This window comes from Kitasatospora cheerisanensis KCTC 2395, from assembly GCF_000696185.1.
GTDB classification, from domain to species: Bacteria; Actinomycetota; Actinomycetes; order Streptomycetales; family Streptomycetaceae; genus Kitasatospora; species Kitasatospora cheerisanensis.
The window spans coordinates 3,886,410-3,902,259 of the sequence record NZ_KK853997.1; the positions used below are offsets into that span (position 1 = coordinate 3,886,410).

Here is a 15,850-nt window from a genome sequence, read left to right on the forward strand (position 1 = left end):
GTCATGGTGACCGTGGTCCAGGCGGCGTCGCCGGTCAGCGGGACGGCGGCGACCTCGCCGCGCCCCGCCGGACCGGTCGCCGCGAGCTCGGGCAGCAGGGCGCAGCCCAGGCCGGCGGCGGCGCACTGGCACAGTGCCGCGATGCCGGCGAGCTCGGTGTCGATCACCGGCGCGTCCGGGCCGAGGCTGTCGATCAGGGCGTCCAGCATCTCCCGGAAGCCGCAGCCGGGCGGGGTCGCCAGGAACGGCTCGCCGCGCAACTCCGGCCCGCCGAGCTGCGGGTACCCGGACAGGCGGTGCCCGACCGGGGTGACCACCACCAGCCGCTCGCCGGCCAGCGTCTCGGACGCGACCGCCTCGTCGCGGGGGGCCGGCCCGAAGGTCAGCGCGACGTCGATCTCGCCCCGCCGGACCCAGTCGTACAGCTCGCCGCGGCTTCCCTGACGGACCGTCACCTGCACCCGGGGGAACTCCCGCCGGTACGGGGCGAGTACCGCGGGGAGGCGGTGGGAGCACAGCGTCTCCAGCCCGCCGACGACCAGCCGGCCGCCGGGCTGCCGGTCCTCCTCCTCGACCGCCAACCGGGCCTCCTCGGCGAGCAGCAGCATCCGGTCCGCGTACTCGACCAGCCGCTCGCCGGCGGGGGTGAGGGTCAACCGGCGGCCGCCGCGGTCGAACAGCTTCGCGCCGAGCTCCGCCTCCAGTGCCTGGACCTGCTCGGTGACGCTGGACTGCGCGTAGTTCAACTCGGCCGCCGCCCTGGTGAAGTTGAGCGTCCGGGCGACGGTGCGGAAGGTCCGCAGGTGGCGCAGTTCCACGGCGTCCGCTCCTCGTCCTCGATGCTCGGCCCCGGCGGTGCCATCGGCTCCGGCGATGGGCGCCATCGGAAGCGCCCGCTTCCTCAACCACCCCGGCGCGGCCAGAATTTCAGTGATCGCCCGCCGCTCACAACCGGCCCGGCGAACCGCGGCGCCGCCGTCGTCCGGCGCCCTTCCGCACCCGCAGCTCTTTCGCACCCTCGGGGGGACAGCCATGCCCGCTCTGCAGACCGCGTCCCGGCGCGGCAACGGCCTCCTGCTGCTCGGCCTGTCGCTCGGCTACTTCATGGTGATGCTGGACACCACGGTGGTGACCGTGGCGCTGCCCGCGATCGGCACGGACCTGTCGGGTTCGCTCAGCGGCCTGCAGTGGGTGTCGAACGGCTACACCCTCACCTTCGCCGCGCTGCTGCTCACCGCCGGTGCGCTGGCGGACCGCTACGGCGGGCGCCGGGTGTTCCTGGCCGGGCTGTGGCTGTTCGCCGCCTGCTCCGCGGCGAGCGCGCCGGCCGGCTCGATCGGGGCGCTGATCGCGCTGCGGGCGCTGCTCGGCGTGGCGGGCGCGCTGCTGCTGCCGGCCTCGCTGGCGGTGATCGCGCACGCCTGGACCGAGCCGGCGGTCCGCGCCCGGGCGATGGGCGTGTGGGCGGCGATCAGCGGCAGCGCGCTGGCGGCCGGGCCGCTGGTGGGCGGGCTGCTCACCGACCGGTTCGGCTGGCGGGCGGTCTTCCTGGTCAACGTGCCGGTCGCGCTGGCCGCGGTGGTCCTGACGGTGCGTCACGCCCCGGTCGAACGGCCCGGGCCGGCCCGGGGCGTCGACCTGCCGGGCCAGGTGTGCGCGGTGCTGGCGCTGACCGGGCTGACCTGCGCGCTGATCGAGGGCGGGCCGGCGGGCTGGACCTCGCTGCCGGTGCTCGGCGGCTTCGCGGTGTTCGCGGCGGCGGGCGGCCTGTTCGTGCGGGTCGAGCGCCGCCGGGAGGCCGCCCGCCGCGCACCGATGCTGCCGCTCGGCCTGCTGCGGGACCGGACGCTGGCCACCGGCCTGTGCGCCGGGCTGCTGGTGAACTTCGGGCTGTCGGGCGTGCTGTTCGTGCTGTCCCTGCACTTCCAGCGGGCGGACGGCCTGAGCGCGCTCGGCGCGGGCCTCGCGTTCCTGCCGCTGATGCTGCCGACCGCGTTCAACCCGGTCTTCACCGGGCGCCTGGTGGGGCGGATCGGCGCGCGCCGCCCGGCGGTCGGCGGGTTCCTGCTGATGGGCGCCGGGGTGCTGGTGGCCGCCGCGGCGACGGGCGGTTCGACGGCCGCGCGGGCGGCGATGGCGGGCGGCCTGCTGGTGCTGGGCTTCGGGCTGTCGTTCGCGATCCCGTCGCTGATGACGGCGGTGGTCGGCGCGGTCGCCAAGGAGCAGGCCGGGATCGCCTCGGGCGCGTTGAACTCGGCCCGGCAGACCGGCGCGGTGCTCGGCGTCGCCGTCCTCGGCACGACGGCCGACGCGGCCCCGGACGGCGACGGCACCCGGCTCGCGCTGCTGGTGGCCGGCCTCGCGCTGCTGGCCGGCGCCGGCGCGGTCGCCGCCCGGCTGGGCCGTCCGGTCGGGCCCGGGCCTGACCGGACGGCGGACGGAAGCGCTCAACTCCGGCCGCCGGCACCGTCCTTGTCGTCGCCGCCGGCGCTGCTTCCGGCGGCGGCCCCGGCGTTCTCGCCGTCCGACGCGGGCTTGGCGAACAGGACGTCGCGGGCCTGGTCGGCCACCCGGACCAGGCTCTCGGAGACGAAGTCGAGGAACCGCGCGATGTTCTCCAGCCGGGTGGCGGCCGGGGTGCCGGGGCCGAGGACGGAGACGCCCTGGCGGGCGGTGGCGACCACGGCGGCGTTGGCGCGGGCGCTGGCGATGGTGGCCTGGTACCAGATGTCCTCGTCCAGCGCGTAGCGCTCGCGACGGCGCTCGTCCCGCTCGCGGCGGATCATGGTCTGCTCGTCCAGGTAGGTGACCGCCTTGGAGATGGACGCGGGGCTGACCTGGAGGCGCTGGGCGAGCTGGGCCGCGGTGAGGTGGCCGTCGTCGGTGAGCAGCAGGGCGGCCAGCACCCGGGACGGCATCCGGCTCATGCCGGACTGCATGAAGACGGTGGTGACGGCCTCTTCGTAGGCCTGCAGGGCGTCCGGGTCGCGCCCGTCGGCGGGCCGGTCCGCGTACGGGCCGCGGGGCAGCGACTGGCGGCGCTGGGCGCGCTGCTCGGTGGCGCGGTGGGCGAGGTCGGCGCGGTAGCCGTTCGGGCCGCCGTTGCGCATGACCTCGCGGGTGACGGTCGAGGTCGGGCGGTCGAGGCGGCGGGCGATCTCGGCGTAGGCGAGGTCATCGGCCAGTCCCAGCGCGATCTGCTGGCGTTCCTGCTGGGTGAGCCTGCCTCCCGGCATCACGGTCTCCCTCGGTCGGTGTCCTGGACGGCACCAGCATAGCGTTCACCCTCAGTCTATTGCAACGCACCCCTGTCTGATGTTGCGTTACCTCGCGTACTGTTGCAACGAAATATGCGGCTCTACCTGCGCTTTTGCAGTTCGATTGCAACAACAGCGTTGCCGGATCCTTGAACGCAACGTAGCGTTTCCAATGTCAGAAACGAAGCGCACAGGGGGACAACACCATGCAGAAGTTCGACACCACCACCGCGATCACCGCCGTCGTCGAGATCCCGGCCGGCCGCCTCAACCTGATCGCCAGCGACCGCACCGACACCCTCGTCGAGGTGCGGCCGGCCAACCCGGAGAAGAACCGCGACGCGCAGGCCGCCGAGTCCACCGAGGTCACCCTCACCGACGGCGTGCTGCGGATCGCCACCGCCGCGAAGAACCGCCTGCTCGGCCCGAGCGGTGCGCTGGAGGTCACCGTCCAACTGCCCGCCGGCTCGCGGGTCGAGGCGAACACCGCCGACGTCGAACTGCGCGGCGTCGGACGCCTCGGCGAGGTCTCGTTCGAGAGCGCCCGCGGCGCGGTCAAGCTCGACGAGAGCGCCGGCGGCCGCCTGGTCCTGCAGGACGGCAGCATCGAGGTCGGCCGCCTCACCGGGTCCGCCCGGCTCGACACCCAGCGCGGCGACCTCACCGTCACCGAGGCCACCCGCGGCGAACTGGAGCTCACCACCCAGTCCGGATCGATCACCGTCGGCGCCGCCCGCGGCATCTCCGCCTCGCTGGACGCCGGCACCGGCCACGGCCGCATCCACAACGCACTGCGCAACGCCGACGACGTGACCGCGCTGAACATCCGCGCCACCACCGCCAACGGCGACATCACCGCCCACACCGTCTGACCGCCGCCCCGCCCCCCGGCCGCCGCCCGCGCGGCGGCCGGGCCCGGCAGCACCCCGGTCGCCGGCTCCGGCGACACCCCACCAGGCACCACCCCGCACCCCGCAGCAGAAGGAGCTCACCCATGACCCGCCTGGCCATCGCCGCGCAGGGGCTGCGCAAGTCCTACGGCGACAAGACCGTCCTCGACGGCGTCGACCTGTCCGTCCCGGAAGGGACCGTCTTCGCCCTGCTCGGCCCGAACGGGGCCGGCAAGACCACCGCCGTCAAGATCCTCTCCACCCTGATCTCCGCCGGCCCCGGCAGCGGGCCGATCCGGATCGGCGGACACGACCTGGCCGCCGACCCGCAGGCGGTGCGCGCCGCGATCGGCGTCACCGGCCAGTTCTCCGCCGTCGACGGCCTGATCACCGGCGAGGAGAACATGCTGCTGATGGCCGACCTGCACCACCTCTCCAAGGCCGAGGGCCGCCGGGTCGCCGCCGACCTGCTGGCCCGCTTCGACCTCACCGAGGCCGCGCAGAAGCCCGCCTCCACCTACTCCGGCGGCATGAAGCGCCGCCTCGACATCGCGATGACCCTGGTCGGCGACCCGCGGATCATCTTCCTGGACGAGCCGACCACCGGGCTCGACCCCCGCAGCCGGCACGGCATGTGGCAGATCATCAGGGAACTCGTCACCGGCGGCGTCACCGTCTTCCTCACCACCCAGTACCTGGAGGAGGCCGACGAACTCGCCGACCGCATCGCGGTGCTGAACAACGGCGTGATCGCCGCCGAGGGCACCGCCGAGGAGTTGAAGCGCCTCGTCCCGGGCGGCCACGTCCGGCTCCGCTTCACCGACCCGGCCGGCTACCGGTCCGCCGCCGACGCGCTCACCGAGAGCGCCCGCGACGACGACTCGCTGACCCTGCTCGTCCCGAGCGACGGCAGCCAGCGCGCGCTGCGCGCCGTCCTCGACCGGCTGGACGCCGTCGGCGTCGAGGCCGAGTCGCTGACCGTGCACACCCCCGACCTCGACGACGTGTTCTTCGCGCTGACCGGCGCGCCCGCCGTCCCCGCCCAGCCCGCCGCCCCGTCCGAGGAGACCGTCCGATGAGCCCGTTCGCACTCGCCGTCCGCGACTCGTCCACCATGCTGCGGCGCAACCTGCTGCACGCCCGGCGCTACCCGTCGCTCACCCTGAACCTGCTGCTCACCCCGGTGATGCTGCTCCTGCTGTTCGTCTACATCTTCGGCGACGCGATGAGCGGCGGGGCAGGCCGCTCCGCGTACGTGGCCTACCTGGTGCCGGGCATCCTGATGATGACCATCGGCTCCACCGTGATCGGCACCGCCGTCTCGATGGCCACCGACATGAACGAGGGCATCGTCGCCCGCTTCCGCACCATGGCGATCCACCGCGGCTCGGTGCTGTTCGGCCGGGTGATCGGCAGCGTGCTGCAGTCGGTGCTGAGCGTGGTCCTGGTCGGCGCGGTCGGCGTCGCCATCGGCTTCCGCTCGCACCACGCCACCGTGCTGGAGTGGCTGGCCGCGTTCGGCCTGCTGGTGCTGGTCGCGCTCGCCCTCACCTGGATCGCCGTCGGCATGGGCCTGGGCAGCCCCAACGCGGAGGCCGCCAGCAACAGCGCGCTCCCGCTGATCGTGCTGCCGCTGATCTCCAGCGCCTTCGTCCCGCTGCACTCGATGCCCGGCTGGTTCCAGCCGATCGCCCAGTACCAGCCCTTCACCCCCGCCATCGAGACCCTGCGCGGTCTGCTGCTCGGCACCCACATCGGCAACAACTGGTGGATCGCCCTGCTCTGGTGCGCCGCCCTGACCGTGCTCGGCTACGCCTGGTCCCGCGCCCAGTTCGACCGCGAGCCCAAGTAGCGGAAAGCAACGCCGATGGAGCTGACGCCAGGTCAGCTCCATCGGCGTTCACCGGTGTCGGCGGCACCCCTGCCCCCACTGCACCGTCACCGCCGCGGTCCCGAGCCGCGGCGCGCTCAGTGCGGGAACTGGGTCTCCAGGCTGGAGACGACCTGCTTCCACACCGGGTCCAGCACCAGGGCCGTGAGCCGGTCGCCGTCGAGCAGCGGCAAGAGGACCGGGTTCTGCCCCATCATCGGGGAGTTGTCCTCGGTGGCGCTGACGATGCTGCCGTCGGTGCCGTACAGCGTGGCCTGCCACGTGTAGAGGTCGCCCGCCGCCGGCGGCAGCTTGACCATCAGCACACTGCCGTCGGGCCGGTGCGTGATTGTGCAGTTCGGCGTCCCCTCGCAGTCGGGGTTCGGCTGGTACGTCGTCCCGGGCGCCATCCCCTTCACGTGGGTGATCTCGATGCCGAGGTCACCGGTCCGCGGCGGGTGGTTCGGGTCCGGCCAGTCCCCCTCCTGGGCCAGGAACTCGGTCGTCGCCACCCGGTACCGCAGGCCCGAACCGGGCGTCGGATCCGGGTCGTTGTACCGGTTGACGATCCGGTACCCGGCCGGGTTCCGGGCCGCGAGCAGGTCCTCCACCGTCGGATTGAGGACGGGGCTGTTGCTGGTCTTGGTCGACGGCGTTCCCGACGGCTTCCCCGACGGGGTGCCGGACGGCTTGCCCGAGGGAGAGCCCGACGGCTTGCCCGACGGGGTACCGGACGGCTTCGCCGACCCCGTGGGCTTGTCGGACGGCAGGTCGGACGCGGCGGCGGCCGCCGGCCCGACGGCGGAGCTCGGCACCGGGCCACCGATGAAGAGCGTCCCCATCGTCATCCCGGCCACCGCGGCAGCCGTGCCCGTCATGGCGGCGGCACGCAGCCGCCTGCGGTTGCGGCCCCGGCGCAGCAGCTCCGCCGTCGGGGCAGACCCCGGCGGAAGCTGACGGTCCGCCAGCACCTCCAGCGCGTGCGACAGGTCCTCGTGGTCGTTGGTGCTCACGGGCTGACAGCCTCCTCGTTCTTCAACCGGTTCTTCGGAAGAGCCGAGCGCAGCCGGGCCAGCGCCCGCGAGTGCTGACTCTTGACGGTGCCGACCGAGCAGCCGAGGACGGTGGCGGTCTCCTTCTCGGACAGGTCCTCCAAGTGCCGCAGCACCACCACGGCCCGCTGCCTGGCGGGCAGCGAGAGCAGTGCGCGGTGGAGTTCGTCCGTCTCCCCGTACTCGACGCCGGTCGGCCCCGGGCGGTCCGGCAGGTCCGCGGTGGGTGTCTCCCGGCGTCGCCGGCGCCACCAGCTGACATGGCCGTTGACCAGCATCCGCCGCAGGTACGCGTTCGGATCGTCGGTGGCCACCCGGCGCCAGCGGACGTACAGCTTGACCAGGCAGTCCTGGAGCAGCTCCTCGCCGCGGTGCCGGTCCCCCGCGATCAGGGTGGCCGTCCGCAGGTGGCGGGGCCAGGCAGCCGCGACGAAGGCTGCGTAAGCGTCGTCCTCGGTTTCTCGACTCACACCGACCACACGCCCGAGCACGGTGAAAGGTTGTCAGGTTCTCCGACCGGTTTCCGAACGGGATTCCGGACCGGCCCCGCCCGACCGCCGGTCAGTCGGCGCGGGTGCGCAGCCGCCGGAACGCGAGCGCGGCGGTGACGGCCGTGAGCAGGGCGAACAGGGCGCTCTCCACGGCCTGGAAGGTCCAGTACCGGTCGGCGGGCTGCTGAGTGACGTCGACGTGGACGCCGTGCCCGGCCAGGCAGCGGGGCAGGTCGGCGGGCGAACTGTGGTCCATGCAGTCCTGGAACCAGTCGGTGCGCCCGACCGGCGCGCCGCCGCGGTCGAGGATCGGACTGGTGTCGATCACCCACGGCCCGCCCGGGACGCGCAGGCCGCCGATGTCCCCGTACGTACCGATCTTGGTGAGGTTGGCGACGATCGGCTCGGTCAACTGCACGCTGGTCCGCTCCGGTGCCCGGTAGTGCGGCCGGACCAGCGCCGGAACGGCCAACTGGACGACGGTGAAGACCGCCAGCGTCGCGGCCATCGCGGGAACGGCACGGCGCAGGTGCAGGCCGAGCGTCGCACCGAGCACGGCCGCGAAAGCGGCGTACACGGCGGGCGCGGGCCCGTGCGAGGCGAACGCGACGGGCTCGAAGCGCGCCCCCTGGACGGCCGCGACCGGCCCGGTGGCCCAGCCCAGCAGCAGCGCGGCCAGCAGCGTCGCCAGCGTGCAACTCCCGCCCACCACCGCCAGCTTCACCGCCAGCCAGCGACGACGGGTGACGCTCTGGTTCCACACCAGCCGGTGCGTGCCGGCCTCGAACTCGCGGGCGAGCAGCGGCGCCCCGCAGAACACGCCCAGCACGGCGGGCAGCACCAGCAGCAGGTAGCCGAGCAGGTCCGCGCGCAGCCGGTAGCGGTCGGCGAACGCCGCCAGCGCCCCGGAGCAGTCGGGCCGGGCCGCACAGTGCGCGAGGGTGTCCCGGTGCGCCTGGTGGACGTCGAGGCCGAGCAGCAGCAGGTAGCCGGCCAGCACGAGCAGGGCGGCCAGGCCGATCAGGGCCTGGGTGCGGAACTGACGCCAGGTCAGCCAGATCATCGACGGGCCTCCGGTCGGGCGGACGATCGGCCCTTGCCGCCCGGGCGTTCGGCGCAGGCGAGATGGGCGAGGACGAGTTCTTCCAGGTCGGGCGCGGCGACGCTCCACGGCCCGTCGGCGGGCAGCGGCCGCACGGTGCGCACCAGCGCAGTGGCCCGGCCGTCGCCCTGCTCGGTGCGGGCGAGCACCACGGCCTCGGACGGCAGCGCGTCGAAGTCGGCGGGGCGGCCCGTCACGCGGACGTGCTGGGCGATCAACGGCTCGACGTCGCCGCACAGTTGGACCCGGCCCCGGGCGAGCACCACCAGGTGGTCGCAGACCCGGGCGACATCGGGCAGGGCGTGCGAGGAGAGCACGGCCGTCGCGCCGAGTTCGGTGACGGACTCCATCAGGTGGTCGAGGAACGCGTGCCGGGCGAGCGGGTCCAGCGCGGCGGCCGGCTCGTCGAGGATCAGCAGGTCCGGACGCTTGGCCGCCGCCACCGTCAGGGCGAGCTGGGCACGCTGCCCGCCCGACAGCCGGCCGGCCTTCTGCCGGGGATCCAACTCGGCACGTTCCAGCCGCCGGTCGGCGAGCGCCGCGTCCCAGCGCGGGTTGAGCCGGGCACCGAGCCGCAGGTGCTCGGCGACGGTCAGGTCCGGATAGACCGGGGTGTCCTGGGCGACGTACCCGACCCGGGCCAGCTGCTCCGGCCGGGTACCGGGCTCGGAGCCGTGCACCCGGATCCGCCCCTCGGTGGGCGCGACCAGCCCGCAGGCGAGCTGCATCAAGGTCGACTTCCCGGCCCCGTTCGGCCCGACCAGCCCGACCACCCGACCCGCCGGAACGCTCAACTCCACACCGGACAGCGCCCATCGGCGACCGAACCGCTTGCCGAGACCCACGGCCTCCAGCACCGGCGTCACCACTGCCCGTCCTCCGCGTCCCGCTCCGCCCGCCGGGCCCGCCAACCCCGCACCAACCGGTACGCACCCCATCCGAGAGCGACCAACATCCCCAACTGAACCGCCCACCACGCGTACAGCAGCGGACTGCGCTCGGTCCTCTCGGCCACCGCCGCCAGCACGGCACCCTTCACATTCACATCCATGCCCCCACGCTCCCGCCCACCCCGCCCCCGTCACAGCGGCCGAAGGTACGGTCCTCACGGTGCGGCGTCGTACTTTCGGCCGGTCAGCACCGGCGGCCCGGCAACGCAACGCCCGGCGCTACCAGCCGACTTCGCGCCGAAGGTGTCAACACCGATCCGCGCATCGACACCGCCTGAACGGCACGGCAGCGCGACGGCGCACCTTCGGCCGGCTCGTGGCCTCCGGCGCAACGCCCGGCGCTGCCAGGTCACTTCACGCCACACCGTCCGCCACCGGCTCCGTCCGCCGCGGCATCACCTTCCCGGCCGGCCCGCCGTCGGCTCGCCGTCGCGCTTCCCAGCATCGGGCCGGACACCGGCACGGCAGCTCGGGCACTCCCTGAGCTCCCCAAACCGCCGCGCAGCCAGCTCACTTCACGCCACGTCCGCCACAACGTTCCCCGCCTGCGGCAAGCCCCCCGTGGCCGGGGCGGCGTGGCGTCGTACTTTCGGCCGGTTCGCCGCGGGTGCGGATTCGCCTAGCGTGGCTGCGTGAGACGGACGTGGGTGGTGGGGAACGCGGTGCTGGGGGCGGGGTTCGCGCTGGCGCTGCTGGTGATGGCGGCGCAGTACGCGGCGCAGGGCCGGGTGTGGGCGCTGGACGTGGCGACCGGCGCGGTGGTGTGCGCGCTGGCGGTGGGCCGGGCCCGCAGCCGGGGTGCGGCGGCAGCTCTCGGGCTGGCCGTGGCGGGCGTCGCCGCTCTCGTGGCCCGGGCCGCCGGACTGCCCGGAGAGCCGGGCGCGGCGGCCGTGTTGGGGCTGCTGGTGCTGGGCGGGTCCGCGGTGCGAGCGCTGCCGTGGCGGCGGGCGGCCGTGATCGCCGGGGCCGGGCTGGCCCTGATGGCGACCGGCCTGCTGGCCGGGCCGGCCCCCTCCACCCCGTTCCGGGTCGGCATCGAGGTGTGGGCGCTCGCGCTCGCCGCCGGCCTCGGCCTGCGGCTGCTCGACCACCGCCGCCGGTCCGCCGCCGAGGCCGCCCGCCGGGACGAACGGCTCGCGCTGGCACGGGAGTTGCACGACCTGGTGGCCCACCACATCACCGGCGTGGTGGTGCAGGCGCAGGCCGCCCGGATCGTCGCCCGCAAGCGCCCCGAGCAGCTCGACGACACCCTCGCCGGGATCGAGACGGCGGGCGCGGACGCGCTCTCCGCGATGCGCCGCGTGGTGGGCCTGCTGCGCGCCGCCGACGACACCCCCGGCACCGCGCCCGCCACCCCCGGGACGGCCGAACTCACCCAGCTGGTACGACGGTTCGACGGCCACGGGCCGACCGTCCGGCTGCACCTGCCGGACCGGGACGCCGCGCCCTGGCCGCCCGAGATCGCCACCACCGTGCACCGGATCGTCCAGGAGTCGCTGACCAACATCGCCCGGCATGCCGCGCACGCCCGCACCGCCGAAGTCGCCGTCGCGCACCCGCCCGGCACCCTCACCGTCACCGTCACCGATGACGCCCCACCGCCCGGCCACGCCCGCCACCTGCGCCCCGTCGGCTTCGGCCTGCTCGGCATGCGCGAACGCGTCGAAGCCCTCGGCGGCACCTTCTCCGCCGGCCCCGGCCCCGCCGGCGGCTGGACCGTCCACGCCGAACTGCCCGTCCCCGAAAGCGTCTCCCGATGACCATCCGTGTCCTGCTGGCCGACGACCAGGCGATGATCCGCGGCGGACTGCGACTGATCCTGGAGGACCAGGACGACATCACCGTGGTCGGCGAGGCCGCCGACGGACCCGCGGCCGTCGAACTCGCCCGCCGGCTCCGGCCGGACGTCTGCCTGGTCGACATCCGAATGCCCGGCCTGGACGGCATCGACGTCACCCGCGCGCTCGCCGGGCCCGGCGAGCCCGACCCGCTGCGGGTGGTCGTGGTGACCACCTTCGACCTCGACGAGTACGTCCACGGCGCGCTGCGGGCCGGCGCGGTCGGCTTCGTCCTCAAGGGGGCCGCGCCCGCCCTGCTGATCGAGGCCGTCCGGGCCGCGCACGCCGGCGACGCGCTGATCTCCCCGTCCCTGACCCTCCGGCTGCTGCGCGGCCTCACCCCCGTCGCACCCGCCCGCACCCCGTCCGAACGCCCGCTCTCCGCCCACGAGTCCGAGGTCGTCCGCGCCATCGCCCGCGGCCGCACCAACCAGGAGATCGCCGCCGACCTCTTCATCACCCTCAGCACCGTGAAGAGCCACCTGACCGCCGTCCAGCAGAAGCTCGGCGCCCGCAACCGCGTGGAGATCGCCGCCTGGGCCTGGGAGAACCACCTGATGACCCGCCCCCCGACCTGAGCTCGACCGGTACGCGAACCGCACCCCGCTCCGGTACCGTCGCCGTCCCGTCGATCCACGCCTTCGGCGCGACCGACGCGGCGAGCGGTTCGAACTCCGTCTCGACGAGCGCCCGCTGCAGGCCCGCTCCCGCACCATCGCCCTGATCAGCCGCCAGAACCGTCTCCGGGCCTACCGGTTCGGCATGAAGTGGACCGCCGGGCAGAAGTAGCGGAGCGCCGTGCGGAACCGAACGACGGTGCCGGGGGCTCCTGTTGAGGAAGGTGCGGCACCTCGTGCCCGCCCCGACTCCGTTGTTCCCCGTCGATCCGGAGGCCGCGCCCGTGCTGTTCCTCACCCTGGTCCTGGTCGTGCCGACCGTGCTGGCGATCGTCGTCGCGATGCTGTTCCAGGCCGTCCGGGCGGCGCTCCGGCGGGCCTGGCTGCGTGCGCTCGGGATGGTGAGCTGCGGCGCCACCGCCGTGGTGCTGGGCCTGGCGGCGCTGGCCCTGATGGGGGCCGTCTCGGCGGCGGAGCAGGGCGGCTCCGGCTCCTCGCCGTTGATTCCCTGCCGGATCCCGGGGCAGCCGGTCGAGCGGGTGGTCGACTACCGGATCAACCTGCTCCCGCTCGGATTCTCCTGCGTCCTGGCCGACGGCTCCTCGTACGGCACCGACGAAGTCCCCTGGTACCTCACCCCGTTGGCGGGCGGGCTCGCCCTGCTGGCCGCCGGCGCCCTGTACGCCGGGCGGAACTCGCCTCGCACCGCCGAAGGTTGAGCACCGCACCCGGCGAAACACGCCGGGGCCCGCACCGTCGGACGGTGCGGGCCCCGGCGGGTGGCGTCAGCTCGCGGCGAGCAACTCCAGGGTGTCGATGACCCGGTTGGAGAAGCCCCACTCGTTGTCGTACCAGGCGACCACCTTGATGTGGCGGCCGTCGACCCGGGTCAGCTCCGAGTCGAAGATCGAGGAGGCCGGGTTGCCGGTGATGTCCGAGGAGACCAGCGGGTCCTCGGAGTACTCCAGCACGCCCGCCAGCTTGCCGGCGGCAGCCTCGCGGTAGGCGGCCAGCACCTCCTCGCGGGTGACGTCCCGGGAGACCGTGGTGTTCAGCTCGACGATCGAGCCGACCGGGACGGGCACCCGGATCGAGTCGCCGGCCAGCTTGCCGTCCAGCTGCGGCAGCACCAGGCCGATCGCCTTCGCGGCGCCCGTGGTGGTCGGCACGATGTTGACGGCGGCGGCGCGGGCCCGGCGCGGGTCGCGGTGCGGGCCGTCCTGGAGGTTCTGCTCCTGGGTGTAGGCGTGCACGGTGGTCATGAACCCGTGCTCGATGCCGGCCAGGTCGTCCAGCACGGCGGCCAGCGGGGCCAGCGCGTTGGTGGTGCAGGACGCGTTGGAGACGATGGTGTGCGCGGCCGGGTCGTACGCCTCGGTGTTGACGCCGTAGGCGAGGGTGACGTCGGCGCCGTCGGACGGCGCGGACACCAGGACCTTCTTCGCACCGGCCGCGAGGTGGGCGCGGGCCGCCTCCGCGGAGGTGAACCGGCCGGTGGCCTCCAGCACGATGTCGACGCCGAGTTCGGCCCACGGCAGGTCGGCCGGGTTGCGCTCGGCGAGGACCTTGATCCGGCGGCCGTCGACCACCAGCGTGTCGCCCTCGACGGTCACCGGGCGGCCGAGCCGGCCCGAGGTGGTGTCGTACGCCAGCAGCCGGCCCAGCGCGGTGGGCTCGGTCAGGTCGTTGACGGCGACGACCTCCAGCTTGCTGTCGCGTTCCAGCAGGGCGCGCAGCACGTTGCGTCCGATGCGGCCGAATCCGTTGACGGCGATGCGGGTCATGGGTGGTGCCCTTCTGTGCGGGGTGGACTCCTCCACTTTCGCTCGCAGGCGGGGCCGGTAGCAGTGGCGTCCGTGCCATGGTTCGCAAGGATCGTGCCAACCCCGGCGACCAGCCGGAAAGCGCTTACCAGGCGCTCCGAGGAGCGCCTGCGCGCCATCCCGGAAAGCGCTTGCCCGACACCCCTGGAAAGCGCTTACCCGCCGCGCCCGGAAAGCGCTTTCACTCCCCCTTGGCGAAGGTCCGCCGGTAGTCGCTGGGCGTCGTCCCGAGGATCTGCTGGAAGTGCGTGCGCAGGTTCGCGCCGGTGCCGAGGCCGGTCTCGGCGGCGATCCGCTCGACGCTCCGCTCGGAGCGTTCCAGCAGTTCACGGGCCAGGTCGACGCGGGCCCGCAGCACCCACTGCATCGGCGTGTAGCCGGTGTCCTCGACGAACCGCCGGGAGAAGGTCCGCGGCGAGACCGCCGCATGCCGGGCCAGCGCCCGGACCGTCAGCGGCTCGTCCAGCCGGTGCAGCGCCCACTCCCGGGTCGCGGCGAACCGCTCGCCGATCGGCTCCGGCACGCTGCGCGGCACGTACTGCGCCTGGCCGCCGCTCCGGTACGGCGCGGCCACCAGCCGCCGCGCGGTGTGGTTGGACGCCGCCACCCCGAGGTCGCGGCGCAGCACGTGCAGGCACAGGTCGATGCCGGACGCCGCGCCGGCGGAGGTGAGCACGCTGCCCTCGTCGACGAACAGCACGTTCTCGTCCACCCGCACCCGCGGGTACTTGGCGGCCAGTGCCCGCGTGTAGTGCCAGTGCGTGGTGGCCCGGCGGCCGTCCAGCAGTCCGGTGGCGGCCAGCGCGAACGCCCCGGTGGAGATCGCCGCCAGCCGCGCCCCGCGCGCGTGCGCCGCGCGCAGCGCCTCCACCACGGCGGCCGGCGGGTCCTCCCGGTCGGGGTGCCGGTAGCCGGGCACGAACACCGACTCCGCCCACTCCAACGCCTCCAGCCCGTGCGCCACGTGGTACGACAGCCCGTCCCCGCCGGCGACCAGTCCGGGTGCGGCCCCGCACACCCGGACCTCGTACGGCATGCTCGCGCGGGTCGAGAACACCTGCGCCGGGATCCCGACGTCGAGCGGCTTGGCGCCGTCCAGGACCAGCACGGCCACCCGGCGCAGACGAGGAACAGACATCCCCTCAGCCTAGGTGCCCCGTGCCGGACGCCCCCCGATCAGGAGCCACCGCACGCCGCCGGCCACCGGACGCAGGAACCAGAGTGCAGAACCCGGAAAGCAGGAGGCAGGAAGCGGGTCACCGGCACCCCGACCTGACGGATGCTCAGTCCGCGACGCCGAGGATCCGCCCCACCGTCTCCGGCTCCTTCAGGCTGCGCAGCATGCAGTGCGCGACATCGGCGCGGGAGACGGTGCCGCCGCCGCGCAGGTTCTGCCCGTAGGCGGTCCGGTAGTCGCGGGTGAGCGGCTTGTCGGTGAGACGGGGCGGGCGGACCACCGTCCAGTCCAGGCCGCTGCCCAGCACCACGTCCTCCATCCGGGCCAGGTCGGCGTAGTGCGCGCGCAGCACCCGCTTCACCACGGGGGTCAGCACGTACCGCATCACCGGCCCCTCGCCGGGGTCGTGGCGCGGCGGGTGCGGCCGGGCCGGGGACGGCACGGTGCCGATCGGTGCGGCGCTGACCACGACCAGCCGCCGCACGCCCGCCTGCCGCATCGCGTCGACGACGGCCCGGGTGCCGTGCTCGGCCACCCCGATCCCGGCCTTGCCGACGGCGCCGAGCCCGGACAGCACCGCGTCGGCGCCCTCCACCGCGTCCCGCAGCTCCGCGGGCCCGGCGCTCGCCAGGTCCGCCCGGACCACCCGGGCCCAGTGCTGCTCGCTCAGCTTGGCGGGGTTGCGCACCACCGCCGTGACCTCGTGCCCGGCCTCCAGCGCCTGCTCCAGCAGGTGCCGGCCGATGCCGCCGGTGGCGGCCAGTACGGTCAGTTTCATCGCTC

15 protein-coding genes and 1 pseudogene are annotated in these 15,850 nt (G+C 74.3%); 7 read left to right on the forward strand and 9 right to left on the reverse strand.

All coding sequences use genetic code 11. The features are described 5' to 3' along the window. Positions 1–818 (reverse strand): LysR family transcriptional regulator (locus KCH_RS17625; RefSeq protein WP_035864119.1); only part of this gene is annotated, 818 nt, incomplete at its 3' end. A 292-nt stretch (positions 819–1,110) separates the two neighbouring features. On the opposite strand from KCH_RS17625, the pseudogene KCH_RS17630 reads away from it, so the two are divergent. Then, a pseudogene (locus tag KCH_RS17630) lies at positions 1,111–2,436 on the forward strand (MFS transporter); the annotation flags it as partial. An 11-nt stretch (positions 2,437–2,447) separates the two neighbouring features. Here KCH_RS17630 and KCH_RS39760 read toward each other — a convergent pair. Continuing rightward, a complete protein-coding gene (locus KCH_RS39760; RefSeq protein WP_084223700.1) occupies positions 2,448–3,236 on the reverse strand; it encodes a GbsR/MarR family transcriptional regulator in 789 nt (262 codons plus the stop codon). 227 nt (positions 3,237–3,463) lie between these two features. Between KCH_RS39760 and KCH_RS17635 the strand changes: the two genes are divergently transcribed. From KCH_RS17635 to KCH_RS17645, 3 genes are all read left to right on the forward strand, one after another. Beyond that, positions 3,464–4,129, forward strand: a complete 666-nt coding sequence (locus tag KCH_RS17635) for a DUF4097 family beta strand repeat-containing protein (RefSeq protein WP_035864121.1) — start codon at positions 3,464–3,466, stop codon at positions 4,127–4,129. Between the two features lie 122 nt (positions 4,130–4,251). Then, positions 4,252–5,226, forward strand: a complete 975-nt coding sequence (locus KCH_RS17640; protein WP_035864122.1) for an ATP-binding cassette domain-containing protein — start codon at positions 4,252–4,254, stop codon at positions 5,224–5,226. Then, entirely contained in the window at positions 5,223–5,999 is a 777-nt protein-coding gene (locus tag KCH_RS17645) for an ABC transporter permease (protein ID WP_035864123.1), read from the forward strand. Before KCH_RS17640 ends, KCH_RS17645 begins: the two co-directional genes overlap by 4 nt. Positions 6,000–6,115: 116 nt before the next feature. On the opposite strand, the gene KCH_RS43370 is transcribed toward KCH_RS17645, so the two are convergent. The 4 genes from KCH_RS43370 to KCH_RS17665 all read right to left on the reverse strand — a co-directional run bounded on the left by KCH_RS43370 (position 6,116) and on the right by KCH_RS17665 (position 9,528). Next, positions 6,116–7,030 (reverse strand): hypothetical protein, encoded by a 915-nt coding sequence (locus KCH_RS43370; protein ID WP_035864125.1) that lies wholly within the window; start codon positions 7,028–7,030, stop codon positions 6,116–6,118. Beyond that, entirely contained in the window at positions 7,027–7,560 is a 534-nt protein-coding gene (locus KCH_RS17655) for a SigE family RNA polymerase sigma factor (protein WP_244305357.1), read from the reverse strand. The genes KCH_RS43370 and KCH_RS17655 overlap by 4 nt, the downstream gene beginning before the upstream one ends. 70 nt (positions 7,561–7,630) lie before the next feature. Next, positions 7,631–8,623 (reverse strand): hypothetical protein, encoded by a 993-nt coding sequence (locus tag KCH_RS17660; RefSeq protein ID WP_035864127.1) that lies wholly within the window; start codon positions 8,621–8,623, stop codon positions 7,631–7,633. Then, on the reverse strand, positions 8,620–9,528 hold the full coding sequence (locus KCH_RS17665) for an ABC transporter ATP-binding protein (RefSeq protein WP_035872505.1): 909 nt from the start codon (positions 9,526–9,528) through the stop codon (positions 8,620–8,622). The genes KCH_RS17660 and KCH_RS17665 overlap by 4 nt, the downstream gene beginning before the upstream one ends. A gap of 716 nt (positions 9,529–10,244) precedes the next feature. On the opposite strand from KCH_RS17665, the gene KCH_RS17670 reads away from it, so the two are divergent. The 3 genes from KCH_RS17670 to KCH_RS17680 all read left to right on the forward strand — a co-directional run bounded on the left by KCH_RS17670 (position 10,245) and on the right by KCH_RS17680 (position 12,786). Then, positions 10,245–11,372, forward strand: a complete 1,128-nt coding sequence (locus tag KCH_RS17670) for a sensor histidine kinase (protein ID WP_208865962.1) — start codon at positions 10,245–10,247, stop codon at positions 11,370–11,372. After that, positions 11,369–12,028 carry a response regulator gene (locus KCH_RS17675; protein ID WP_035864131.1) on the forward strand — a complete coding sequence of 220 codons (660 nt, stop codon included), beginning with the start codon at positions 11,369–11,371 and terminating at the stop codon, positions 12,026–12,028. Before KCH_RS17670 ends, KCH_RS17675 begins: the two co-directional genes overlap by 4 nt. A gap of 275 nt (positions 12,029–12,303) precedes the next feature. Further along, positions 12,304–12,786: a hypothetical protein gene (locus KCH_RS17680; RefSeq protein ID WP_157032089.1), complete on the forward strand. Its 483-nt coding sequence runs from the start codon at positions 12,304–12,306 to the stop codon at positions 12,784–12,786. A gap of 66 nt (positions 12,787–12,852) precedes the next feature. Here the strand turns inward: KCH_RS17680 and gap are convergent, their stop codons facing one another. The 3 genes from gap to KCH_RS17695 form a co-directional block, all read right to left on the reverse strand. Next, on the reverse strand, positions 12,853–13,851 hold the full coding sequence (gene gap / locus KCH_RS17685) for a type I glyceraldehyde-3-phosphate dehydrogenase (protein ID WP_035864133.1): 999 nt from the start codon (positions 13,849–13,851) through the stop codon (positions 12,853–12,855). 220 nt (positions 13,852–14,071) lie between these two features. Further along, positions 14,072–15,028, reverse strand: a complete 957-nt coding sequence (locus tag KCH_RS17690; protein WP_035864135.1) for a GlxA family transcriptional regulator — start codon at positions 15,026–15,028, stop codon at positions 14,072–14,074. A gap of 145 nt (positions 15,029–15,173) precedes the next feature. Next, entirely contained in the window at positions 15,174–15,845 is a 672-nt protein-coding gene (locus KCH_RS17695; protein ID WP_035864136.1) for an NAD(P)-dependent oxidoreductase, read from the reverse strand. Positions 15,846–15,850 lie beyond the last annotated feature (5 nt).

Coding starts and splice junctions, on each gene's coding strand:
- KCH_RS17675 (WP_035864131.1), top strand. CDS start 11,369: ATGACCATCCGTGTCCTGCTGGCCGACGACCAGGCGATGATCCGCGGC.
- KCH_RS17660 (WP_035864127.1), bottom strand. CDS start 8,623: ATGATCTGGCTGACCTGGCGTCAGTTCCGCACCCAGGCCCTGATCGGC.
- gap (WP_035864133.1), bottom strand. CDS start 13,851: ATGACCCGCATCGCCGTCAACGGATTCGGCCGCATCGGACGCAACGTG.
- KCH_RS17695 (WP_035864136.1), bottom strand. CDS start 15,845: ATGAAACTGACCGTACTGGCCGCCACCGGCGGCATCGGCCGGCACCTG.
- KCH_RS17690 (WP_035864135.1), bottom strand. CDS start 15,028: ATGTCTGTTCCTCGTCTGCGCCGGGTGGCCGTGCTGGTCCTGGACGGC.
- KCH_RS17645 (WP_035864123.1), top strand. CDS start 5,223: ATGAGCCCGTTCGCACTCGCCGTCCGCGACTCGTCCACCATGCTGCGG.
- KCH_RS39760 (WP_084223700.1), bottom strand. CDS start 3,236: ATGCCGGGAGGCAGGCTCACCCAGCAGGAACGCCAGCAGATCGCGCTG.
- KCH_RS17640 (WP_035864122.1), top strand. CDS start 4,252: ATGACCCGCCTGGCCATCGCCGCGCAGGGGCTGCGCAAGTCCTACGGC.
- KCH_RS17635 (WP_035864121.1), top strand. CDS start 3,464: ATGCAGAAGTTCGACACCACCACCGCGATCACCGCCGTCGTCGAGATC.